At 42.6% G+C, this 22,837-nt stretch carries 26 protein-coding genes and 1 pseudogene; 20 read left to right on the forward strand and 7 right to left on the reverse strand.

What is annotated here, in order from left to right; genetic code table 11:
* The first annotated feature begins 60 nt into the window (after window positions 1-60).
* From D2962_RS02095 to D2962_RS02105, 3 genes are all read left to right on the forward strand, one after another.
* Window positions 61-375: a hypothetical protein gene (locus D2962_RS02095; RefSeq protein ID WP_122013965.1), complete on the forward strand. Its 315-nt coding sequence runs from the start codon at window positions 61-63 to the stop codon at window positions 373-375.
* A gap of 83 nt (window positions 376-458) precedes the next feature.
* Window positions 459-1,733 carry a group II intron reverse transcriptase/maturase gene (ltrA, locus tag D2962_RS02100; protein WP_425456612.1) on the forward strand — a complete coding sequence of 425 codons (1,275 nt, stop codon included), beginning with the start codon at window positions 459-461 and terminating at the stop codon, window positions 1,731-1,733.
* A 248-nt stretch (window positions 1,734-1,981) separates the two neighbouring features.
* Window positions 1,982-3,124, forward strand: coding sequence for an IS110 family RNA-guided transposase (locus D2962_RS02105; protein ID WP_122013967.1), 1,143 nt, complete (start codon window positions 1,982-1,984; stop codon window positions 3,122-3,124).
* A 354-nt stretch (window positions 3,125-3,478) separates the two neighbouring features.
* On the opposite strand, the gene D2962_RS02110 is transcribed toward D2962_RS02105, so the two are convergent.
* The 7 genes and pseudogenes from D2962_RS02110 to D2962_RS19435 form a co-directional block, all read right to left on the reverse strand.
* Entirely contained in the window at window positions 3,479-3,814 is a 336-nt protein-coding gene (locus D2962_RS02110) for an FAD-dependent oxidoreductase (protein ID WP_245984845.1), read from the reverse strand.
* Between the two features lie 119 nt (window positions 3,815-3,933).
* Complete coding sequence (gene rd, locus D2962_RS02115) at window positions 3,934-4,092, reverse strand: rubredoxin (protein ID WP_120767887.1); 159 nt, start codon at window positions 4,090-4,092, stop codon at window positions 3,934-3,936.
* Between the two features lie 109 nt (window positions 4,093-4,201).
* Window positions 4,202-4,537 (reverse strand): rubredoxin-like domain-containing protein, encoded by a 336-nt coding sequence (locus D2962_RS19005; RefSeq protein WP_122013969.1) that lies wholly within the window; start codon window positions 4,535-4,537, stop codon window positions 4,202-4,204.
* 122 nt (window positions 4,538-4,659) lie between these two features.
* Complete coding sequence (locus D2962_RS19810; protein ID WP_222927627.1) at window positions 4,660-4,998, reverse strand: encapsulin; 339 nt, start codon at window positions 4,996-4,998, stop codon at window positions 4,660-4,662.
* Window positions 4,964-5,467 (reverse strand): rubrerythrin family protein, encoded by a 504-nt coding sequence (locus tag D2962_RS02130; RefSeq protein ID WP_122013970.1) that lies wholly within the window; start codon window positions 5,465-5,467, stop codon window positions 4,964-4,966. The genes D2962_RS19810 and D2962_RS02130 overlap by 35 nt, the downstream gene beginning before the upstream one ends.
* Before the next feature lie 180 nt (window positions 5,468-5,647).
* Window positions 5,648-6,175: a thiol peroxidase gene (tpx, locus tag D2962_RS02135; RefSeq protein ID WP_122013971.1), complete on the reverse strand. Its 528-nt coding sequence runs from the start codon at window positions 6,173-6,175 to the stop codon at window positions 5,648-5,650.
* Window positions 6,176-6,365: 190 nt separating this feature from the next.
* Window positions 6,366-7,456: pseudogene (locus D2962_RS19435) on the reverse strand (D-alanine--D-alanine ligase family protein).
* A 313-nt stretch (window positions 7,457-7,769) separates the two neighbouring features.
* Between D2962_RS19435 and D2962_RS02145 the strand changes: the two are divergent.
* The 17 genes from D2962_RS02145 (at window position 7,770) to D2962_RS02215 (ending at window position 22,831) form a co-directional block, all read left to right on the forward strand.
* Complete coding sequence (locus D2962_RS02145; protein WP_120767891.1) at window positions 7,770-7,916, forward strand: chromosome segregation protein SMC; 147 nt, start codon at window positions 7,770-7,772, stop codon at window positions 7,914-7,916.
* 23 nt (window positions 7,917-7,939) lie between these two features.
* Window positions 7,940-9,268 (forward strand): PhoH family protein, encoded by a 1,329-nt coding sequence (locus tag D2962_RS02150; protein WP_122013972.1) that lies wholly within the window; start codon window positions 7,940-7,942, stop codon window positions 9,266-9,268.
* Window positions 9,269-9,484: 216 nt separating this feature from the next.
* Window positions 9,485-10,204, forward strand: coding sequence for an N-acetylmannosamine-6-phosphate 2-epimerase (locus D2962_RS02155; protein WP_122013973.1), 720 nt, complete (start codon window positions 9,485-9,487; stop codon window positions 10,202-10,204).
* The gene (locus tag D2962_RS02160) at window positions 10,177-11,028 is read left to right on the forward strand and encodes a MurR/RpiR family transcriptional regulator (RefSeq protein ID WP_122013974.1); all 852 of its coding nucleotides are present in this window, start codon (window positions 10,177-10,179) and stop codon (window positions 11,026-11,028) included. Before D2962_RS02155 ends, D2962_RS02160 begins: the two co-directional genes overlap by 28 nt.
* A gap of 8 nt (window positions 11,029-11,036) precedes the next feature.
* The gene (locus D2962_RS02165; RefSeq protein WP_222927629.1) at window positions 11,037-11,714 is read left to right on the forward strand and encodes an ROK family protein; all 678 of its coding nucleotides are present in this window, start codon (window positions 11,037-11,039) and stop codon (window positions 11,712-11,714) included.
* The gene (locus tag D2962_RS19015; protein WP_222927729.1) at window positions 11,711-11,935 is read left to right on the forward strand and encodes an ROK family protein; all 225 of its coding nucleotides are present in this window, start codon (window positions 11,711-11,713) and stop codon (window positions 11,933-11,935) included. Before D2962_RS02165 ends, D2962_RS19015 begins: the two co-directional genes overlap by 4 nt.
* Before the next feature lie 14 nt (window positions 11,936-11,949).
* The gene (locus D2962_RS02170) at window positions 11,950-13,032 is read left to right on the forward strand and encodes a DUF4127 family protein (protein WP_222927630.1); all 1,083 of its coding nucleotides are present in this window, start codon (window positions 11,950-11,952) and stop codon (window positions 13,030-13,032) included.
* Window positions 13,017-13,481 (forward strand): DUF4127 family protein, encoded by a 465-nt coding sequence (locus tag D2962_RS19020; protein ID WP_281273769.1) that lies wholly within the window; start codon window positions 13,017-13,019, stop codon window positions 13,479-13,481. Before D2962_RS02170 ends, D2962_RS19020 begins: the two co-directional genes overlap by 16 nt.
* 216 nt (window positions 13,482-13,697) lie before the next feature.
* Window positions 13,698-14,993 carry an ABC transporter substrate-binding protein gene (locus D2962_RS02175; RefSeq protein WP_122013975.1) on the forward strand — a complete coding sequence of 432 codons (1,296 nt, stop codon included), beginning with the start codon at window positions 13,698-13,700 and terminating at the stop codon, window positions 14,991-14,993.
* Window positions 14,994-15,095: 102 nt separating this feature from the next.
* Window positions 15,096-16,001 (forward strand): carbohydrate ABC transporter permease, encoded by a 906-nt coding sequence (locus D2962_RS02180; protein WP_222927631.1) that lies wholly within the window; start codon window positions 15,096-15,098, stop codon window positions 15,999-16,001.
* A 1-nt stretch (window position 16,002) separates the two neighbouring features.
* Entirely contained in the window at window positions 16,003-16,848 is an 846-nt protein-coding gene (locus tag D2962_RS02185) for a carbohydrate ABC transporter permease (protein WP_122013977.1), read from the forward strand.
* A 99-nt stretch (window positions 16,849-16,947) separates the two neighbouring features.
* Window positions 16,948-17,850, forward strand: a complete 903-nt coding sequence (locus D2962_RS02190; RefSeq protein ID WP_162991062.1) for an amino acid ABC transporter substrate-binding protein — start codon at window positions 16,948-16,950, stop codon at window positions 17,848-17,850.
* A gap of 62 nt (window positions 17,851-17,912) precedes the next feature.
* Window positions 17,913-18,563 (forward strand): amino acid ABC transporter permease, encoded by a 651-nt coding sequence (locus D2962_RS02195; RefSeq protein WP_120767894.1) that lies wholly within the window; start codon window positions 17,913-17,915, stop codon window positions 18,561-18,563.
* A 31-nt stretch (window positions 18,564-18,594) separates the two neighbouring features.
* Window positions 18,595-19,320, forward strand: a complete 726-nt coding sequence (locus D2962_RS02200) for an amino acid ABC transporter ATP-binding protein (RefSeq protein ID WP_122015706.1) — start codon at window positions 18,595-18,597, stop codon at window positions 19,318-19,320.
* A 165-nt stretch (window positions 19,321-19,485) separates the two neighbouring features.
* Complete coding sequence (locus D2962_RS02205; RefSeq protein WP_122013979.1) at window positions 19,486-19,785, forward strand: ZIP family metal transporter; 300 nt, start codon at window positions 19,486-19,488, stop codon at window positions 19,783-19,785.
* 290 nt (window positions 19,786-20,075) lie between these two features.
* A complete protein-coding gene (locus tag D2962_RS02210; protein ID WP_162991063.1) occupies window positions 20,076-21,653 on the forward strand; it encodes a spore germination protein in 1,578 nt (525 codons plus the stop codon).
* Complete coding sequence (locus D2962_RS02215) at window positions 21,653-22,831, forward strand: Ger(x)C family spore germination protein (protein ID WP_122013981.1); 1,179 nt, start codon at window positions 21,653-21,655, stop codon at window positions 22,829-22,831. Before D2962_RS02210 ends, D2962_RS02215 begins: the two co-directional genes overlap by 1 nt.
* Window positions 22,832-22,837 lie beyond the last annotated feature (6 nt).

Here is a 22,837-nt window from a genome sequence, read left to right on the forward strand (position 1 = left end):
AAAGCCACGGCCTGAGGAACACGAACCGCATATAAGGCTATACAGTTCGGATGAGTTTGCTTGACAAAACGAAATCCGGTGCTGCCAAGGAACTGCGTAGTAAATGCACAAGGTTACGGGGCGAAGGCTATCGCTCTTACCCGGGGAGGTCTGGCGGAAACGTTAGGGAAACTAACAACCCGGGCTGAAGAGGCTCGGCTGAACTGTCAGAAGTCAGCAGAGGCCATAGTAGCCGGCACAGACGTCATGCCGACGAAGGGCCGAACACGAAGCGAGGGCCGGGGACCCACCGAAGGTGGGTGGTGGCAAGTTCGAGAAACATACAAAGACAGCAGAAAACCCCGAAAGGGGCCTACCCTGGGAAAGAAGCGGTGAAGCCGCAAGGGCCCCAGGGAGGGCCGAGTATGTATCCGGCACAACCCGAGAAGATATCCCCGAAGGACCATGATATCCACCTGATGGAGAAAGCAGTATCAAGAGAAAACATGACAAAAGCACTGCGACGGGTAGAAGAAAACAAAGGAGCGCCAGGCGTAGACGGCATGCCGGTAGAATCCCTCCGGTCACACCTACGAGAAAACTGGCCTCAGATAAAGGAACAACTTCTCACAGGGACCTATCAACCTCAACCAGTGCGCAGCGTCGAAATCCCGAAACCCAGCGGAGGAGTGAGACTGTTAGGAATCCCCACCGTCACAGACCGCCTAATCCAGCAGGCTCTGCTGCAAGTACTAACACCCATATTTGACCCGGAATTCTCAGAAGCAAGCTACGGATTCAGGCCCAACCGAAGAGCCCACGACGCAGTAAGGAAAGCACGTCAATATGTTCAAGAGGGATACCAGTGGGTAGTGGACATGGACCTTGAGAAATTCTTCGACAGAGTAAATCATGACATACTAATGGCCAGAGTAACTCGCAAGATAAAAGACAAGCGTGTATTAAAGCTCATACGCAGCTATCTACAGGCAGGAGTAATGATAAACGGAGTAGTCATGATTACCGACGAAGGAACACCTCAAGGCGGGCCCCTAAGTCCACTTCTTGCCAATATAATCCTTGACGACCTTGACAAAGAACTAGAGAAAAGAGGCCACAGATTCGTAAGATATGCAGACGACTGTAACATCTACGTCAAAAGCAAAAGAGCGGCACCCATCTTCGATGGGTACCCGCGGGTAATGGAAAGCATAACAGCTTTCCTGAAGAATAAACTAAAACTCAAAGTAAACGAGCAAAAGAGCGCAGTGGACAGACCCTGGAAGAGGAAATTCCTCGGCTTCAGCATGTACATCACTAAAGATGGAACAACCAAGATAAGAATAGCACCACAGAGCATAGACAAAGTCAAGAACAAAATCCGTGAGATAACCTCAAGAAGCAACGGACATGGAATAACACAGAGAATAGACAGACTAAACACATACCTCGGCGGATGGCTGGGATACTTCGCACTATCGGAAACACCCAGCAAACTTGAGGAACTCGACGGATGGATAAGAAGAAGACTCCGCATGTGCTTGTGGAAACAATGGAAGAAAGTTAAAACAAGATATCGAGAACTAAGGAATTTGAAACTTCCGGAATGGGTAGTCCATGAGCTTGCCAATGCCCGAAAGGGATACTGGCGTATGTCAGGGGTATTAAATAGAGCCCTCAACAACGCCTATTGGCAAGGTCAAGGGCTCATGAGTTTAGTGAAGAGATATCAAGAAATTCGCAAAGCTTGGTGAACCGCCGTATACCGGACGGTACGTACGGTGGTGTGTTGGTATGATAAAAATGCAGGCTCTTCTCTGGTATAATTAGAATAGGGTTTCGGAGAAGGCTGTAGGCGGGGCGATTGTCCTCTCGCTGGGATGAAATAAGCCCGTTGGTGTGTTTAATCGCCTCCTCGCCTCACCCAGTTGTGGCCAAGCCCACGAATAGGTGAATGTAAAAGCAACTCCGCCTGCCAACTTAATTGGAGAGGGGGTCGAAAATGCGATTCATTGGTTTAGATGTGCATCAAAAATATGCAGAAGGGTGTGAGATCGGGCCAAACAAAGAAAAAAGACGTTTTCGGATAGCCAATACACGACAAGCATGGGAGGAGTTCGCCAAAACCCTAGATTCCAATACTCGTGTCGTCATGGAAGCTACCAGTAACGCCTTTTGGATTCATGATATCCTATCTGGTTATCCAGGGCAAATTGTGATCGCCAATCCCTTGAAAACTCGTGCCATAGCTGAAGCTCGTGTAAAAACCGATGCCCTTGATGCTCAAATTCTTGCTCAACTGTTAGCGGCAGACTTTATTCCTGAGTCTTGGATTCCGAACAAGGATGAGTACCAATTAAGAGTTCTGCTTCATCACCGAATCCGTCTCGCAAAAATCCGTACTATGCTGAAAAACAAGATTCACGCTGCGTTAATTCGCAATGGAATCCAGTCTCCATGGAGCGATCTATTTGGGAAAAACGGAAGAAAATTTTTAGAGAATATTTCGTTGCCGGAAACAGAGCAAATCATAGTTTGTTCATCATTAAAACTGCTGGATACTGTACAAAAAGAAATGGCGGCCCTCGAAGCAGATTTGTGTGCTAGGGCGAAAGAGAACCCAAATGTAAAATTACTGATGGGTATACCTGGCATTTCGGTTTTGAGCGCATTGACTATTCTTGCAGAGATTGGGCCAATTTCGCGCTTTTCGTCACCTAAAAAACTGGCATGTTACGCGGGACTGGTTCCATCTGTTCATCAATCCGGCAAAACACGCTATGCCGGTAACATAACAAAAGAAGGCCGCAGCACCCTACGTTGGATACTGGTTCAGTGTGCACAGCGAGCAATTCAAAGCAAAGGGAAATTACGATCTTTTTATTTGCGTTTAAAGGAGAAGAAAGGGCACAAAATTGCGATTGTAGCTACAGCACGTAAGTTGCTGCATATAATATGGGCGGTTCTAACACGCCAAGAAGAATACATGGAACTCACAAAAAATTTGCTGGAAAGAAAACTAAAGAGTTTAACCAAACAAGCTCAAGCGTACGTAGTAGACATGAATGAACTGTTGCGAGTAATTGATGGCATCGAAGATGTATCGGAGAAAGAAACTCAGTCCTGGCTATTTGGAACAGGATAATTATTTAGCTTGCAGGATATGAAGCATATGAGCTTCAGTCCGTCTCCGTCAAGGGAAAGAGCATTGACTGATCTACTGAGCTATGGTGAACAATTAAGCAAGCTAGCCAAAGCAAGCCTGGTTAAAAAATCGAAATGACCTGGCCTAGTATTATATTGCCTTTTTTACATTTGACAACTGTAATTGCTTGAGAATTTTCGGAGCAGGACTTGCATTTTTTCATAGGTGCTTGAGAATTTTCGGAGCAGGACTTGCATTTTTTCATAGGTGAGAGGACGGGGGCTAATCGCCCCCTCCTACTCGATACATTCATCCAGTTCCTTCGAACCTGATGGAATTTTCAAGAGCTTCCTTCTATATATTGTTTTCAGGTTGAATATCGGTTATTATAGCCTGGGCATTTTCTTCTTTGCAAAGGTCGCCGGCCGAAAAGATCTCTGTGTCGAACACTTTTATATAATTTGAAGGCACCACTTCGCTGTATGAAGTGGTCACACCCGCCATATTTAGACCTGCAATTTTCCCCTGTTCCTTTGCTACCGGCCATATGCCATAAACCTTGCCGTTATATTCCGCCACATCTCCGGCGGCATAGATGTTTTCAACAGATGTCCGCATGTATTCATCTACCACCACACCGCGGTTTATGTTGATACCGGTGTCTTTCAGGATACCTATATTGGGACGCACACCTATGGAAAATACTACAAAGTCGGCTTCTACATCAAGACCCGCCTTTGAAGAAGGAGCCCGGCTTTTAGCCGGGCTTTTAAAGATGTATGATAAGGGGGGGTGAGTAAACAGTTTTTTTAGGCTTCTTCGAACATATCTTTACCCACGCCGCACTCCGGGCAAACCCAATCATCGGGAAGGTCTTCAAAGGCGGTCCCCGGCTCTATGCCGTTGTCGGGATCACCTTTTTCAGGATCGTAGACATATCCGCAAACTGTGCAAACCCATTTTTTCATGAAACGCCCTCCAATTTTTCATTAAGTTTATTAAACTATTCTTTCAGATTTTTTTACCGGCGAACAGTGCCTTTTCTCACTAATTAAACCTTGTGTCTACAAATATAGATTAACCCCATTTGCCCTTGTTCATATGGGCTTTAAGCTCGGCCTTGACTTTTTGCTGGATATCTATGGCTGCTGCCAGAGAAGATTTAAATAAGGATACACAGTTGGGGTCGAGAGCATCTTTTATACCTTTGTCGGATATTTCTTTTGCTTTTTCCATGAGGGTCAAAAGCTCCATGTGCAAATTATTGGAAAATCTCGACCTCCCCACCAGATCTGCGGCCTGATCATCCAGTTTTACAAATTTATCTTTAGGAGCACCACACTTGGGGCATTTTTCCGGAGCCTCATCTCCGTCGTAGATATAACCGCATACTGAACATTGCCACTTTGTCATAAGTCTTCCTCCTTTTTTATATTTAAGATATAATTTTTCCCGTATCGGTTTTATAACCGACAGGGCCGAACTTTTAAAACAAACTAACACAAAAAAACTTCGATGGGAAAAATCATTTGCAATTACCGATCTCCAGAGTGCAGATGGCATCGGGCCTTTTTATCCTGGGGATCACCATTTCCATGACCCTGAAAGTATGATTCATAGCTTAAAAGAGCAAACAGCTTTGGGCTTGTCACTAGAGCATAGGGGCCGTAAAAGCCTTTTAGGGAGAGAGCTTCAATGGCATGAACCACATCCTCGTAAGCCATTCCCGACTGATCCCAGTCGCTTAGAGGCAATGAAGTCCTTCCTTGCACCGTGAAAAACTCTGAGATCCCCAGTTCTGGTTTGCCGTTAAAGGCCTGATCGATTGTATAGGAAGTATCAGAAGCTAACGAATTTATCTTTAGATACGCCACATACAGGGCATTTGTCAGGGGCGTTGCTCTTTACGGTATAACCGCAGATGGGGCATACGTATACTTTTCCATCGTCTATGTCTTTGTCCATTTGAGCCATCTTTCTGGCATCATCATAAAGCACGGCATGGATCTTCTCAGCTTCGATGGCATAATGGAAGCTCTTTTCGGCAGCTTTTTCATCCTGAAGTTTTGCTACCGCATCATAGGCCGGGTACATCTCATCCACTTCGAAAGTTTCACCGTTGATGGCCACCTGCAGGTTGTCGGGAGTGCCATTTAACTCCTGCAATGCTTTGAAATGATTGGTGGCGTGCACCTGTTCGGCATAAGCTATAGCCCTGAAAAGCCTTGCTATGTTAGGTTTACCTTCTTTTTCGGCATTGTCGGCAAAGATGAGATACCTCATATGGGCCTGGCTCTCGCCGGCAAAGGCTGCTTTAAGGTTGTCCCTGGTCATGATTTTCATGATTATTACCCCCTGTATATTTTTTTATTGAAATTTACATCTTACATCCGGTATCTTATTTGCCGGGGTTAAACCGGAAATCCGTAGTCCTGGTTAATCTTTACGTTATACATATTCGATTTTATTTCTTGATAACCTGTCTTAATACATATAGTTTAGAAAAATTTCACAGGAAATTTACTATACATCGGTTAAACATTTGATGGCATTTAAAGCTGCGTAATAGTTGGGTTCCTGACCTATTTCCTTCACATATTCCACATAACGGATAGTATCATCTTTGTCCACCACGAACACTGCTCTTTGTAAAAGCCTGAGTTCCTTTACCAGAACTCCCCAGTTCTTGCCGAAGGAGGCATCCCGATGATCGGATAGAGTCCGTACCCTGTCCACTCCTGCTGCGGCACACCACCTTTTCTGGGCGAAGGGAAGGTCCATGCTGATGGTTATGACTTCTACATCACTGCTGAAAGATACGGCTTCTTTGTTGAACCTCCGGGTCTCGGTATCACACACCGGAGTATCCAGGGAGGGTACCGAAGTAATGAGTCTTATCTTGCCCCGGGTGGAAGCAAGGGTTTCCACTTCCAGGGCGTTGTTTAGAGCTTTAAAATCTGGTGCTTTATCGCCAACTTTCAATACCGGACCTACCGCTGTCAGAGGTTCGCCTTTGAAAGTTACATCACCATGACGTTCAATATCGGACATTTAATTCCATCTCCTTATGTAAAATTTTCTTTACTAATTGGTGATTACAGGTATATTATAATAGTAATTATTATTGAATGTCAAGTCCCTTTGAAAAAATTATATGAAAAAAGTGCCGAAAAACGGCACATGTTGAAGAAAGCAAAATTCGATAAAAATATTTCCTTTTTTTGGACAAATGTGAAACAATTTATGAAAGCTTTAAAGCTTGCTTTTCGCGGTGACGCTCTATGGCCAGCTCTATAAGCTTGTCGATGAGCTCTTTATAGGGCAGCCCTGCGGCTTCCCACATTTTAGGATACATGCTTATCCTGGTGAAACCGGGGATGGTATTGAGTTCGTTTATATATATTATGCCCGATACCTTGCTCATAAGAAAATCTACCCGTGCCATGCCACTGCAATCCAGAGCTTTGAAAGCTTTGACAGCCAGGTCCCGTATCTTTTCGGTTTCCTCCCCTGCCAGGGGGGCGGGTATTAGCAGCTTCGATTTGCCGCCATCGAAATATTTTGCAGTGTAATCATAGAATTCATGGCTTGGCATTATCTCACCCGGAAGGGAGGCTTTGGGGTCTTCGTTTCCCAGCACGGAACATTCTATCTCCCGGGCGGGGATGAACTTTTCTACCAGGAGTTTTCTGTCATATTCCGCCGCCAGCGTTATGCCGGATTTCAATTCCTCCCGGTCATGGGCTTTTGTTATGCCCACGCTGGACCCCATATTTGCAGGTTTCACAAAACACGGATAGCCGAAAGATGCTTCGACTTCGGATATTATTTCATCGAGCTTATGAGGAAGGTCCTTTTTATAAAACACCTTAAAATCCACCACCGGCAGGCCTGCCTGGCGGAGAATCTGTTTTGTAAAACCTTATCCATACATACAGCCGAAGAACTTACGCCGCAGCTTACATAGGGTATGTTCATGAGTTCAAAGACTCCCTGGACGGTACCATCTTCTCCCCGGGGGCCGTGCAGTACGGGGAAAATAACGTCTATATAATGGCGGACCTCTTTGCCTTCCTCAAGAGAAATGAGACACCTGTAACCGGTATCCGGCGGCAGGAACGCCGGTATGGCTTCTTCTTGCCAGCTGCCGTCTTCAATTTTTGACACATCTCCGGGGAAAATGTGCCATTTGCCTTCTTTTGTTATGCCTATTGGAATAATGTCGTATTTTGTTTTGTCCATGACCTTTATCACAGAGGTGGCCGACATAAGAGAAACCTCATGTTCTCCGGATTGCCCGCCGAAAACGACACCGACCTTCATTTTTTCCATAAGATACACTCCTTTCGCGATTTTTCGCAAGAAAAATGATTTCTACGCAACAGGTAAAAAACGATGAAATAACTTACATAACAATTGACTTTTTAACCGTTACAAAATATAATCTTCCTAATATATTATTCATTATAATATAAAAAAAGTCTTGTAACAAACAAAAATATATTTTGTAACAGCATTGACATATTTCATCACAAAAAATTAACTTTTTGATAATTTTTACTTAACAAATTCTTTGTATACTAAAATTGAAACATATTATCATGGTTAATGTATACAAAAAGCAGATAAGAAGGAGGAGGAGAAAATGTTAAAGAATAGAATAAAAACACTGGAGCAGGAGAGAGAAAAACTTTTAAACCAGTGGACAAAAAACGAGGGTAATAAGGTCAATCTCCTGGTGCGTATAATGGAATTAGAAGAGCAAATCGAAGCCATGAAAAAAGGCGCCTAAAAATTTAAACAGGAGGTATGGCATTGGAAAAGATTTATGTGCTGGATACCAGCGTCTTACTCAGTGATCCCAATGCCTTTTTTTCTTTTGAGGACAACGATGTGGTGATTCCGGCGGTGGTAATAGAGGAAGTGGACTCCAAAAAGAGCTATCAGGACGAAATAGGTCGAAATGCCCGCCGGATTTCACGGATTCTCGATAATTTCAGGAATATGGGCAAACTCCACGAAGGCATCCCCCTGGAAGTTGGAGGGACCTTCAGGGTGGAGCTGAACCACAAGGCCATGACCTTTCTGGCGGATTATTTCGTGGAGTCCAATAACGACAACAGGATTCTGGCGGTGGCAAAAAATCTGCAACTGGAGGAAAATCAGAAGCCTCAGCCCAAAAAGGTTATCCTGGTTTCCAGGGATGCTATCATGAGAGTGAAAGCCGATGCTCTGGGGGTTGAGGCTCAGGATTACCTTTCGGATAAAATAGTGACAGCCAGCGACTTCTACCAGGGGTATGTGGAAAAGGATGTCAATCCATCGGCCATAGATATGTTTTACATGGATGGAAGCCTTTCGGTGGAATACTTCGATGAGGAAGCTTTTTATCCCAATCAATATGTTATACTGAAGGATGCTTACGGTTCTTCTAAATCAGCACTGGGGCGATATTCTCTTCAGAAAAAATCCATAGTCCCCCTCTACTTTACTAAAGATACGGTCTGGGGGATTCACCCCAAAAATGCCCAGCAGAAGATGGCATTTGATCTACTTTTAAATGACGAGGTATCCCTGGTGACCATAACCGGCCGCGCCGGCACCGGCAAGACCCTGCTGGCCCTGGCCGCCGGGCTTTTAAAAACCGAAGATGAAAAGGTGTATAAAAAGCTAGTGGTGGCCCGCCCGGTGGTGCCTATGGGCCGGGATATAGGATTTTTACCCGGTGACAAGGACGAAAAGCTGAGGCCCTGGATGCAGCCCATTTACGATAATCTGGAGTATATCTTCAGCGCCAGGAGCGGAGAAGATATTGAGGATATAATGGTGGGGCTTAAAAATGTGGAGGTTGAAGCCCTGACCTATATCAGGGGCAGGAGTATAGCAAAACAGTTTATCATAATTGACGAAGCCCAGAACCTTTCACGCCATGAGATGAAGACCATAGTTTCCAGAGTGGGTGAAGGCAGCAAGATAGTGCTTATAGGCGATCCCGAACAGATAGACAACCCATATCTTGACTATTCCAGCAACGGTCTTTCCTATGTGGTGGAGAAATTCAAAGACCAGGCACTGGCAGGCCATGTAAACCTGATAAAGGGAGAACGCTCGCCACTGGCACAGCTGGCGGCGGAGCTGCTCTAGCCAGTATTCAGAAGTTACCGCGATTCAAATGTTTTTTTCAAGCTTCTATGTTTAAATGTAAAATGGCGTTTTAGCCATTATTTTTTTTGTAAAAAGACAAATAAAAGAGAATTATTTTTGTAAAGAAAAAAATTTCCTCTCTTTTTATAAAAAAAGGAGGATTTTTTTATTTTATGTCTAATATAATAAATAGAAAAAGTTGAAGAGGAGATGTAAATGACTATATTAGAAAAAATCAAAAACGGACTAATAGTCTCATGCCAGGCCATGGAGGATGAACCACTATACAGTTCATATATAATGGCGAAAATGGCTAAGGCGGCCGAAAGCGGCGGCGCAGTGGCAATAAGGGCAAATGGGTATTATGATATAAAGGCTATAAAAGCTGAAGTAAATTTGCCGGTAATAGGCCTTATTAAAAAAAAATATCCGGGTTATAAGCCTTATATTACGCCTACAATTGATGAGGTTGACAAAGTTATACAGGCAGGCGCTGATATAGTAGCTATCGATGCGACAAAATTGATAAAACCCGGGGATATAACAACCGCTGAGTTTTTTAATACAATAAAGAGAAAATATCCAGAGATGCTGGTAATGGCTGATATTTCAACATATGAAGAAGGCGTAAAAGCGTATAAACTTGGATTTGACCTGGTATCCACAACCCTTGCGGGATATACGGATTATAGCAGGAAATCGGACCAACCGGATTTTGAATTGATACAGGGATTAGCAGAGGACATTAAAATACCACTTATTGCCGAAGGAAGAATATGGACTCCCGAGCAGGCGGTGAAAGCAATAGAGCTGGGAGCATATGCTGTGGTAGTTGGTACGGCTATAACAAGGCCGCATGAAATAACAAAGTATTTTGTAGAACATATAAAGAAAGGCGGCGATGACCTATTCAGGAACAAAATGGCGTCATATTAAAAATAAGAAGTGTTTACAATTCGCTGACAAAAGCAGAAAAAAAAGTTGCAGATTATGTATTTGAAAATCCCGAAGATATTATTTACCTGTCGGTTACAGAACTCGCTGAAAAATGTGGTATAGGTGAAACAACGATAATTAGATTCTGCAGACATATAGGTATGACGGGGTTTCAGGAACTTAAACTCAATATGGCTAAGGATATAGTGGAACCCGAAACAAGTATTCATGAAAGTATTTCATATGATGATTCTATTCCTATATTAGTCCAGAAAATAACGAATGAAAACATGATGACATTATCAAATACTGTAAAACTTTTATCTATGGATGCCCTGGAAAAAGCGGTAGATTTAATAATTAATGCTGATAAAATAGAATTTTTTGGGGTTGGCGCCTCGGGATATACGGCATTGGATGCAAAATATAAGTTCCTCCGATTGGGTCTAAAAGTAGATGCGAATCTGGATGCGCATATACAGGCAATATCCGCAGTAAACCTCGGGGAACGAGATGTCGCAGTCGGTATATCTTTTTCGGGCAGCACTAAAGATACTGTTGAAACCTGTAGACTGGCAAAGAACTCTGGAGCTAAAGTTATATGTATAACAAATTATGCAAGATCACCTATCACATCCGTTGCAGATATTGTCCTGTTGACGGCTGCCAAGGAAACACCGCTTAGGAGCGGCGCGTTAACATCAAAGATAGCACAACTTCATTTGTTGGATATCCTGTACACTGCTGTGGCGATTAAAATGAGAGATAAAGCATTACAGGGACTTAATAAGACTGCTAAAGCCGTTTTAGATAAATTGTATTAGGTGATAGCATGAAAAAAGTTATCGGTATTGACATAGGTGGGACCAAAATACTGGGAGGAATAATCGACTCTGAAGGGAAATTGATTGAAATCAGGGAACTTACCACCGATGCCGGCCAGGGAAGAGTTGCAATATTAAACAATATTTTCAGAATTATAGACGGGATTATTGATAGAAACATTGAAGGCATAGGAGTAGGTTCGGCTGGGAGGATTAATTATAATACAGGTGTTGTGGATTATGCTACGAATAATCTTCCCGGCTGGTCACAATTTAAATTAAAAGAAGCTCTGGAACAAAAATATAATATCCCCGTAATTGCAGACAATGATGTTAATGCGGCGGCAATAGGTGAAAAATGGGTTGGTGCAGCCAGGAATTATAAAAATTTTGTGATGCTTACCCTGGGGACCGGTGTGGGTGGAGCGATTGTTTTGAATGGAGATATAATTAGAGGTTCTCATTGGGGTGCAGGTGAAACAGGCCATATGATATTATATCCCGATGGGAGGCAATGTAACTGCGGCCATAAGGGCTGCCTGGAACAATATGTATCGGGGAGCGCCATATCTAAAAGATATAATCATTTGGCAGGTTTTGAAAGGGTAAGAAATGCAAAAGAGGTTTTTGAACTTCTAAAAAAGAAAATGACAGTTATGCAAAAGCAGTCGTTACCGAGTTTATAAAATCTCTATCGACGGCAATTGTAAGCTTGAAAAATATAATAGATCCAGAGTTGTTCATTATAGGAGGAGGGCTGATAAATTCAAGAGAATTATGGTGGGATGAATTAATCAGATTACTCGGAAATGACGTGAAAATTGTCGGTGCTGTTCTTGGGAATAAAGCCGCTATATTTGGGGCGGCAAGGTTAATACTTGACATAGTATCTGATGAATACAAGTGAGGGGATGTTGAGGCATGGGAACAAAAATTATGTATATAACGCTGGATGAGCGGCCATGTAACTTTATATATCCTGAAATGATCCTTGGCATCAGCGATATAGAGATCATAAAACCGCCTTTTGAAATACTGGGATACAAGAAGAGGCCTGCTGATATTGATAAACTGGCCAAATGGATGAAGGAAAATATAAGAAGTGTGAGCTACCTTATAATGTCCATTGACATGTTTCTTTTTGGCGGTCTTGTTCCATCCAGATTACATGAAAAATTTCTGGATGAATGTATTGATAGATTGAACATGCTTAGAGATTTTAAGGAGATAAACAGGGATTTAAAGATATATGCTTTTAATCTTATTATGAGGGTTCCTTCATATAACAGCGCTGATGAGGAACCGGACTATTATGAGTTTTATGGAGAAAGAATATTTCAGATGGGAGTTTTGACGGATAAGATAGAGCAAAATGTTGCATCTGATGAAGAAAAAGTTCAACTTGAAAGAATAAAAAATGAGATTCCTCGTGAATTTTTAAAAGATTATTTACAAAGAAGAGAAATAAATCACAAGGTGAGTCAGACAGTTGTGGATTTTGTCGAGGAAGGCATCATTGATTTTCTGATAATCCCTATGGATGATTGTTCTGAATATGGATTTTCTGCAAAAGAACGCAGGAATATCATGAGTAAAATTCGTGGAAAGGGGTTATTCCATAAAATTTATTCATATCCCGGGGCGGATGAGGTGGGCAGTGTATTAGTTGCCAGGGCATTTAATATGATAAAAAATTATGAACCGAAGGTATTTATAAGATATTCTTCAATTATCGGGCCCACTTTGATACCCAGATTAGAAGATAGAAGTATTCATGAAACTGTAAAGTATCAAATAATTGCGGGCGGAGGTGTGGTTGTAGATAATTCCCGCGATTGCGATTTTGTATTGATGGTAAATGCACCTTCGCAAAATACTCTTAGATTCTACGACGGATATCAATCCATATTCAAAAAAATCGAAATAAATGACCCCTTCAGGAATATAATGAATTCGTACTTGCCGCCAAATATTATATTGAGGAAGGCATACCATGTGCTTTAGCAGATGTGGCGCAGGTCAATGAAGCCGATGAGGATATGCTGGTATTGCTTAAAAATTATAAATTATTGAATAATGTATTATCCTATGCTGGATGGAATACGTCATCCAATACGCTCGGCACGGTTATATCCCATAGCATGATAGCTTCGTATTTCATCAAAAATGGGGAATTCAATCCTGAAACCGAATATGAGTCAAATAAATTCTTATTTCAAAGATATCTCGAAGATTGGGGATACCAGAATCATATAAGGCGTTATATCATAAACCTGCTTGATGAAATGAAAGTGACTTATTTTGACCTGGGCGATAAAAAAGATGTTATAGCAAGTATAATAAGAGATAAATTATATGAATTTAAAAATGATAATTTAACTGGATTTGATTACGATTTTAAGGTATCGATCCCCTGGAACAGGCTTTATGAAATTCAAATCAATTTTATATAATTGATTTTTGAAAAAATCTAAGCCATAAAAACGCGTCTCATATAAATCATAAAATATAAAAAACAAGGGGGTATGTATTTTTTAAAAATAATCCTGGGTTGTATAATTTAAAAATTCAAGTTTCACCCGTTAGTGTCACCCAAATGCAGATTATATTTGTATCAGGCAATAAAAAATAACTTAAAAAATTTAATTTTAGAAGGGAGAATCAATCATATGAAAAAAATAATATCTGAAAAAATAATATCAATACTTATCATTATCGTATTGAGCTTGGGGATTGTGAGTTGTGGAGCAAAACAACAGAAAAATGAATCGGCACAAGATGCAGTTAAGAAAGAACCTGTAAAATTAGCATTCTGGCACCTATGGTCTGGACCTGAAGCAGAAGCCCTTCAGCAGGTAGTTGATGAATTTAATAAAACTCACGAAGATATTCAGGTATCTTTGGTAAGTACTGATATTCAAAAGCAGCTAACTGCACTATCTACCGGTAGCGGTCCTGATATAGCGGGGAATTTTTACTTCAATGTTGCCTCATGGGCAAGTAAAGGGGCAATGCTGGATTTAACTGATTTAATTGAAAGGGACAATTACGATACTAACGATTTTGTACCTTCCACATTAAAAACTGTCACATTCAAAGATAGGCTTTATGCATTACCGATTGCAATGCATGTCAATATGATTTATTACAATAAAAAATTATTACAGGAAGCGGGATATAATAGTTTCCCCGAAAAACTTAGCGAATTTAAAACAATGATAGAAAAACTTACCATAAAAAAGAATGGAAATTTAGAGAAACTTGGCTATGTACCTACTGCTGACCCGGGACTTTTCAATCTATCCGCATTATTTGGCGCAAAATATGTATCTGATGATGGGAAACAAATCTTAGAAGATCCGGCTATTATTAATGCTTTCAAGTTTGACAAAGAATTTGCGGATAAGTTCGGGTATGAAGATATAAAGAAGTATACCTCATCTTTCGGAAAATATATGTCACCGGAAAACCCCTTCTTTACCGGCCAGGTGGCTGTCAAGTTTGATGGTGAGTGGCTGGCTGTAATGATTGATAAATATGCTCCTAATTTAGATTATGGGATTGCGCCTCTACCATACCCGGATGATAAGCCGGAGTTAAAAAATGCAGGATATGCATCTCCAAGCATAATATATATTCCAAAATCAACAAAGCATCCGGAAGAAGCCTGGACATTCTTGAAATGGTTGGTCTCTAAAGAACCAATGGTTAAATTTACTTCAAAAATCGGTAATTTACCCGCCAGAAGAAGCGCGATGTCCGACCCTGCCTACAGCAGCATAAAAGGCTTTAAAGAATTTTTAGAATATGCGCAGGGTGAAAATGTTCGTTCAATTCCGCCCATGAAGCCCGAAGCCGAATATGTATCGGAATTGATAGCACAGTACGATCTTGTATTAAACGGAAGCATTTCTCCTGAAGAAGCGATGAAGAAAATCAAAGCAAAACTGGAACCTGAAATGTAGAGGTCTACCGCGTCGCATGCGTCTTTCATCTTCACCTTTGGATGAAGATGAAAGACGCCCTCTTACTGGGGAATTTACCGCAAGCGAATGGAGAGAAATAAAATGAAAAACAGACTGAAAGATAATATATATGGAGTAATTTTTTCATGTCCCTGGTTAATCGGTTTTATTATTTTTACGATTTATCCAATTTTGCTTTCATTATATTACAGTTTTACTGATTTTAACATATTTCAACCTCCGAACTGGGTTGGAATGAAAAATTATATTGACCTTTTTCATGATGAAAATTTTTACAAAAGCATATGGAATACCACTTACATCACTATCCTGGGTGTGCCTTTAAGCATTATTTCCGGGCTTTTAATGGCTATACTGGTTAATAACAAGGTAAAAGGGCAGTCATTTTTCAGAACTATTTATTTCATACCATCGATTATTCCTATAGTGGCATCATCCATTCTGTGGATGTGGTTATTCAATGCAAAAAATGGATTGATAAATGTTATTTTAAAAAGCTTACATCTTTATCAACCAGGCTGGTTGGTTGACGCCGCATGGACTAAGATCTCCCTTATAATCATAGGAATATGGGGTAGCGGGATGATTATGGTGGTTTTTCTGGCAGCACTGCAGGATGTTCCCAAAAACCTTTATGAAGCGGCAGAAATTGATGGAGCTAACGGTTTGCAAAAATTCTTTTACATTACGCTGCCTTCAATATCGCCGGTAATTTTTTTTGAAGTTATAATTGGTATAATCGCATCACTGCAATATTTTACCCAGGCTTATGTTATACTTTCAACTGATAGCTATACGGGGGCGAATGGGGGACCGGAAAATTCGATGCTATTTTACACCATCTCCCTGTACTACAACGCATTTCAATATCTTAAAATGGGGAAAGCTTCGGCAATGGCATGGATCCTTTTCATCATTGCATGCGTTATAACCTGGGGTGTGTTCAGAAGCTCAAATAAATGGGTCTTTTACGGTAGAGGTGAATGAAATGGTCGAAAAAAAATACGGTCGAGGTTATAAAAGGATTTACTGCTCATATTTATATATTTTATTAATAATTTTTGGTATAGCTTTTATGGTGCCTATAATATGGATGTTGTCTACATCCCTAAAGACTCCCGCTGAGATTTATCAGCATCATCCTAAAATAATTCCGTCCAGATTAGAATGGCGAAACTACATTGATGCGGTTACATCAATTCCATATTTTAAATATGTCTGGAATACAACCGTGATTTCCTTTTTTTCCGTAGCAGGGCAATTGTTTGCTGCTCCGTTGGTTGCATATTCTATTTCCAAAATCAAATGGCCTGGTAGTAAAATAGTATTTGCCCTTATTATAAGCACCATGTTTTTACCCTATCAAGTGACGATGATACCGGTGTATATGATTTATTACAAGCTCGGCCTTGTTGGAACTTTTGTTCCATTGATTCTCCCTAATTTCTTTGGCTATGCTTTTTACATCTTTTTGTTGCGACAGTTTATAATTACAATTCCCGATTCTTTAATTGAAGCGGCGAAGATAGACGGGGCTTCGGAATTTAGAATTTACTGGCAGATAATACTTCCCCTCATTAAACCGGCTTTAACGACAGTTGCAGTATTTACTTTCCTGGGAAGCTGGTCTGATTTTTTAGGACCGCTTATATATTTGAATGAGGAAAACATGTACACGTTATCTCTTGGATTACGGCAGTTCCTCACGGAACATAGCATCGCATGGGGGCCATTGATGGCTGCAACTACAATTTTCATCATTCCAACGATAATAATTTTCTTTCTGGCCCAAAAACAATTTATCGAAGGTATCTCTACAACTGGAAATAAGTAATTAAAAAAGGTAACTACAAAGAAGGCGTTTTATCTCTTTACAAGTTTAATATATTAAAGTATAATAGGACCAGAATTTTTTCGGAGAGGAGAATTTCTTTTGAAGAAAATATTTTCTCTTATTCTGGTTCTATTTTTTATTGCAGCAGTTGTAGCAGGATGCGGACAGAAAGCTGCGGACACTTCCGGGGCAAACACATCAAATCAGGCAGCCCAAAATAATCAAAACCAAACCGCCGAATCCAACAATTCCGGAAATGGCGCCGCCAATACAGGTTCGGACGATTCCCTGGAAAGGGTCAAGAAAGCCGGCAAGATAACCATAGGAATCGATGATGCTTTCCCGCCGCTGGAATTCCGGGATGACAAAAATCAGCTGGTGGGCTATGATATCGACCTTTCAAGAGAAGCCGCAAAAAGGCTGGGAGTTGAAGCAGAGTGGATACCCACCGAATGGAATGGGGTTATCCTCGCCTTGAACTCAAAGAAGTTTGACATAATCTGGTCCGGTATGAGCATGACCGCCGACAGGGCAAAACAGGTGGAATTTTCTCCAGCTTACCTGAATGAAGCCCAGGTGGTGGTGGTAAAGGCCAATGATGACTCCGTAAAGACCCAGGATGATTTAAAGGGCAAAATCGTGGGCACCCAGCTTGGCAGCACCAGTGAGGAAGCCGCCAACAAGATTGAAGGCCTGAAAGAACTCAAGAAATACTCTAAATTCACCGAGGCCTTCCTTGACCTGGCCAACAACAGGACCCAGGCCATAGTGGTGGACGAACTGGTAGGGCGCTACTACATGACCAAGAGGCCCAATGAATTTAAGGTAGCCTTCCCCCTGGTAAAAGAACCCATAGGCATAGCCTTCCGCAAAGAGGATAAGGCCTTGAGGGAAGCCCTGGTCAAGGTCCTTGAGGAAATGAAGCAGGACGGCACCATGGCTCAGATTTCCAAGAAATGGTTTGGAGAGGATATATCCACTCTTGAAGATATAAAATTTTAATTGATATTTCGCGTATCCGGGGTGGCAAGTTTGCCACCTTAATACTTTATTGAGGTGAACAAATGGATTTCGTATACATGAGAAATTTGGTCCCGATCCTGGGGCTGGGAGCCGTGACCACCGTTGAGCTTACCATCCTCTCGGTGGTTTTCGGGACTTTTTTGGGACTCATACTGGCTCTTATGAAAATTTCTTCCAACATGTTTTTTTCCAGAATAGCGGGGTTTTATATCTATGTGATGAGGGGAACGCCACTGCTTTTGCAGCTCTTTGCCATCTATTACGGCGGACCGTCTTTAGGCATTAATCTACCTCCCTTCGTGGCGGCGGTTTTGGGCATGAGCCTCAATTCTGCAGCCTATGTAGCGGAAATAATCAGAGCAGGCATTCAATCCATAGACAAAGGCCAGATGGAGGCGGCCAGGGCCCTGGGCATGACCTACGGTCAGGCCATGAGAAGGGTGATACTGCCTCAAGCTTACCGGCGGCTCATCCCCCCTATGGGAAACGAGTTTATTGCCCTTTTAAAGGATTCTTCCCTGGTTTCCACCATCGCCATGGTAGAGCTCATGCGGGTAGCCCAGCAGATGTACGCCAATTCCTTCAAACCCATAGAAGTATTCACCCTGGCGGGTATTTATTATCTTCTTCTTACATCGGTTTTCACGGTGGTTTTCGGTAAGATGGAGAGGAGGTTCTCAGTATATGAGTAAAGCTTCGGCAAATATGGCTGGTGATGCTCCTATGATTTTTATAGAAAATCTGCAAAAATCTTTCGGGAATTTAAAAGTGCTGGATAACATAAACCTTGCGGTATCGCCCGGTGAAGTGGTGGTTATCATCGGCCCCAGCGGTTCCGGCAAGAGCACCCTTTTGAGGTGTATCAAGTATCTTGAGAATCCGGAAAGCGGCAGGATCTTTGTGGAAGGTCAGCCCCTGGAGCCCAAAAATAAATCTTTCAGGGCGCTGCAGCAGGAAATAGGCATGGTGTTCCAGCATTTCAACCTGTTCCCCCACATGACGGCGCTGGAAAATGTTATGGAAGGTCCGATAACTGTAAAGAAGATGCGCCGGGAAGAGGCTAAAAGAATCGCTATGGACCTTCTGGGCAAGGTGGGTCTGGCGGATAAAAGGGATGAATACCCCTCCCGCCTTTCCGGTGGCCAGAAGCAGCGGGTGGCCATTGCCAGGGCCCTGGCCATGCAGCCCAAAGTGATGCTATTTGACGAGCCCACATCGGCCCTGGACCCGGAGCTGGTGGGAGAGGTGCTCTCGGTCATGAAAGGCCTGGCAAGAGACGGCATGACCATGATGGTGGTCACTCACGAGATGGGCTTTGCTAGGGAAGTGGCCGACCGGGTGGTGTTCATGGACGACGGCAGGATACTGGAGGAAGATGTGCCCCTCAATATCTTCAAAGCTCCCAGGCACGAGCGTACAAAAAGCTTTCTGGAAAAGATAATAGCATAATTACAAACGGCTGCATTCTACGTTAAGCTATAAGGTGCCCCGGGAATACAAATTTAGCTAGGACGGTTCATTTTACAAAGTCATACTTAACTTATAAGAAATAACTAAACCCCTTTAAGGATTCAAAATCTTTAAGGGGTTAGTTTTTTATATGTAGAATCTCTTTTGAGTGGCATTAGGCTATTTTTTTGGAAAAATATATTTGACAACATACATAATTTTCCGGAAGGACTTGCCGTTGGCGTGGGAGGTTTTTCAAAGGAAGCGCTGTCGCTGACTTTTGCCATAGGTATACAAAATGTTCTGGAAGGTTTGGCTGTGGCGGCAAGCCTCATAGCGGCCCGTTACGGGGTCGGTTACGCGTCAAGGGTGGCATTTCTGACAGGACTTGTGGAGTCTTTTGGGGCTATTGTAGGAGTTACCATGGTAAATTTTTCTGTGGCATTTTTGCCCTACGCTCTGTGACCGAGGTGTTCCCCGGTGTTAAGGAATTCAGTCTTCTGGATGTCTTTCGGAGAGTCTGGAGGACGGGCAAGCCGGAGTACCGCGCGGCTGCCCGGCACCGAGAAGTCCTCCTGAAGGAGTGGCGGTAAAACTACGTTGAGCCCACCTACACGACATTGGTATCTTCTTTAATCTGCTCTGATTATTTTTTTTATTCATCCTATGCCGGGTTAGGGTAATTACTCATAGAATAATATGCCACACTATTAGAGATACTATATAAATACATAAAATAAATGGGTGAAACAGGCATGTTTGGAAAAATAAAAAACCGCAAAAAGCCCATGAGGCAAGGCTCAAATGGTAAAAATGATAGTCTGGAAACGGTTGAACCCATACCGAAATCAATAGAAGCAGTAAAAGTTCGACTTCAAGAAATATTTTCCGAGTGCAGCGATTTTATGCTTCGGGAGATTGTATGTGGTACAGATAGCTCGATTAAGATATTGGTAGCATATATTAATGGCTTTGTTGACAAAAGAGTTTTAAACCAGGATGTAATCCGCCCAGTCCTGGACAATTTTTCAAATGAAAAATCCCGGGTGAAAGGGAACCGCATATCTGAAATACTCAAAGAAAGTATCGTCAACAACAATGATATTAAGGAAGCAGGATATATGCAGCAGGCGGTGGACAATATTTTATCAGGGGAAGCTTTGCTTTTTATCGATGGGGAAGACAAGGCATTAATCATTGGTGTCAAAGCGCCGCAGGGCAGGCGGGTAGAAGAACCTGATACTGAAGTATCCTTGCGGGGCCCGAGGGAAGGTTTTGTTGAAAACCTGCTCACAAACACTACACTCATCCGTAAAAGGATAAAAAACCCGAACCTGAAGCTGGAAATGATGCAGCTGGGGGAACAGACCAAAACCGATATCTGTATTTGTTACATCAAGGGCATTGCCAATGAACAGATTGTCCAGGAGGTAAGGAACAGGCTCAAAAAAATCAAGACCGATGCCATTCTGGATTCTGGATATATCGAGCAGTTTATTTCCGACAGCCGCCTGTCCCTTTTCCCCACTGTGGGATGCAGCGAAAAATGCGACAAACTGGCAGGCAAGCTGTTGGAAGGAAGAGTGGCCATATTTTGTGACGGGACCCCTTATGTCCTGACAGTCCCCTATCTTTTTATAGAGACTATACAGGCTTCCGAAGATTATTACGACCACGCTTTTTTTGCAACCTTTATGCGGCTCCTCCGTTTGCTTGCCCTGCTGATATCGAATTTGCTTACAGGCCTGTATGTGGCAATGGTTGCCTTTCACCATACGGTAATCCCGTTCAAGTTGATGATTACCATAGCGGCTTCAAGGCAGGGGATTCCTTTTTCCCCGTTTACAGAAGCGGTATTAATGACATTAACCTTTGAACTGCTCCGTGAAGCAGGTGTTCGTATGCCAAGGCCTATAGGCCAGTCATTGAGCATTGTGGGAGCCATTGTGCTGGGGGAGGCGGCGGTTGCGGCTGGTATTGCCAGTAACATTATGGTGATAATTATCGCCATTACCGCTATATGCAGTTTTGTCGTCCCGCCGCTGATCAGGGCGACCATGTTGCTGCGCTTTGTGTTCCTGGCTGCGGCAAATTTTCTAGGTTTTCTTGGCTTATCTTTTGCGATTGTGGCAGTTTTCATACACCTTTGCGGGCTGCGCTCCTTCGGTGTGCCCTACATGGCTCCTTTTTCTCCGCTTACGGCTCCTGACCTGAAGGACTCCCTGGTTGTAGTGCCCATCTGGGCGATGATTACAAGGCCGAGGATATTACGGACTGAAAGCGGCCATGATGCAGCGGGGATAAAACGGCAGGAGGTGCGGTTTAAACGGTGATGCGCAGGAAGGTTAAACTATTTAGAATAACCGCCATGCTTGCCGTTTTGTGCTTGGTACTTTTAATTCTGTCTGGCTGCTGGAACAACAGGGATTTGTCTGAACTCAACATGGTGACGGCGCTGGGAATAGAAAGGTCTGAAGATGGAAAAGTACTCGTTACTGTCCAGGTGGTGGAACCCGCCGCTATCCAGTCTACTACTTCAGGAAAAGGGAAAGGAGGCGGTGAGCAGCCGAAGCCCGTATTTACTGTATCATACAAAGGTGAGACAGTTTTTGACGCTTTAAGGAGCATGCTGTCTCAAGTTGACAAAAGGCTATTTTTAAGCACGACCCAGGTTTTGATCCTGGGCGAAAGGCTTTCAAAAGACGGGATTGTTGGAGTGCTGGACTTTTTCCAGCGGGACCATGAAGTGGAATACGAAATGGATGTCCTTGTCGCAAAGGATACCACACCGACAGAACTTCTGCAAATAGAAAACGATATAGATCCAATTCCTGCCGTATATATAAAGAAAACTGTAGAAAATACGGTTTCAAGGGCAAAGGTAAAACGGACAATGCTAATTGACCTAATAAAAGATATAGGCAATAGCGGCAGGCAACCCGTCATCGGTCAGATAACAAAGGCAGGTGAAAAAGTAGTCAGGACGGAAGGGGCAGCAGCCTTTAAAGATGGAAAGCTGGTAGGTTGGCTTGGACCGTATGCAACACGGGGATTTTTGTTTGCCACAGATAAAGTAAAAAGCGCCATCGTCAATATACCCGCTGATGACGGTAAAATATCCATGGAAATAATAAGATCAAAGGGAAAAGTTGATGTAAAATTTGAAAATGGAAACCCGGCTTTGTTGACTGTCCAGATAAGCCTGGAGGCAAATGTGGGGGAATACGAAGGAGAAGGAAAATTGGCTTCCCCTGATGCCCTGCATAAGCTGGAGGAAATTTTAGGGGAGGAAATAAAGAAAGAAATAGGTATAGCAATAAAACTGGCACAAAAGGAATATTCAAGCGATATTTTCGGTTTTGGAGAACAGATACATAAATACCATCCGCAGTACTGGAAAAAGGTAGAGAATAACTGGGACGATGTTTTCAGCAATCTGCCAGTAGAAATTAAAGTGGATGCCAAAGTAAGGCGGACAGGGGTTATAAAAGACCCGATTAAGAAGGATTGATGAGGT

This window comes from Biomaibacter acetigenes (assembly GCF_003691585.1).
GTDB lineage: Bacteria > Bacillota > Thermosediminibacteria > Thermosediminibacterales > Tepidanaerobacteraceae > Biomaibacter > Biomaibacter acetigenes.

Coding starts and splice junctions, on each gene's coding strand:
- D2962_RS02185 (WP_122013977.1), top strand. CDS start 16,003: ATGGTCGAAAAAAAATACGGTCGAGGTTATAAAAGGATTTACTGCTCA.
- D2962_RS02180 (WP_222927631.1), top strand. CDS start 15,096: ATGAAAAACAGACTGAAAGATAATATATATGGAGTAATTTTTTCATGT.
- ltrA (WP_425456612.1), top strand. CDS start 459: ATGGAGAAAGCAGTATCAAGAGAAAACATGACAAAAGCACTGCGACGG.
- D2962_RS02130 (WP_122013970.1), bottom strand. CDS start 5,467: ATGAAAATCATGACCAGGGACAACCTTAAAGCAGCCTTTGCCGGCGAG.
- D2962_RS02195 (WP_120767894.1), top strand. CDS start 17,913: ATGGATTTCGTATACATGAGAAATTTGGTCCCGATCCTGGGGCTGGGA.
- D2962_RS02175 (WP_122013975.1), top strand. CDS start 13,698: ATGAAAAAAATAATATCTGAAAAAATAATATCAATACTTATCATTATC.
- D2962_RS02210 (WP_162991063.1), top strand. CDS start 20,076: ATGTTTGGAAAAATAAAAAACCGCAAAAAGCCCATGAGGCAAGGCTCA.
- D2962_RS02105 (WP_122013967.1), top strand. CDS start 1,982: ATGCGATTCATTGGTTTAGATGTGCATCAAAAATATGCAGAAGGGTGT.
- D2962_RS02165 (WP_222927629.1), top strand. CDS start 11,037: ATGAAAAAAGTTATCGGTATTGACATAGGTGGGACCAAAATACTGGGA.
- D2962_RS02200 (WP_122015706.1), top strand. CDS start 18,595: ATGATTTTTATAGAAAATCTGCAAAAATCTTTCGGGAATTTAAAAGTG.
- D2962_RS02155 (WP_122013973.1), top strand. CDS start 9,485: ATGACTATATTAGAAAAAATCAAAAACGGACTAATAGTCTCATGCCAG.
- D2962_RS02215 (WP_122013981.1), top strand. CDS start 21,653: ATGCGCAGGAAGGTTAAACTATTTAGAATAACCGCCATGCTTGCCGTT.
- tpx (WP_122013971.1), bottom strand. CDS start 6,175: ATGTCCGATATTGAACGTCATGGTGATGTAACTTTCAAAGGCGAACCT.
- D2962_RS02170 (WP_222927630.1), top strand. CDS start 11,950: ATGGGAACAAAAATTATGTATATAACGCTGGATGAGCGGCCATGTAAC.
- D2962_RS19005 (WP_122013969.1), bottom strand. CDS start 4,537: ATGACAAAGTGGCAATGTTCAGTATGCGGTTATATCTACGACGGAGAT.
- D2962_RS02145 (WP_120767891.1), top strand. CDS start 7,770: ATGTTAAAGAATAGAATAAAAACACTGGAGCAGGAGAGAGAAAAACTT.
- rd (WP_120767887.1), bottom strand. CDS start 4,092: ATGAAAAAATGGGTTTGCACAGTTTGCGGATATGTCTACGATCCTGAA.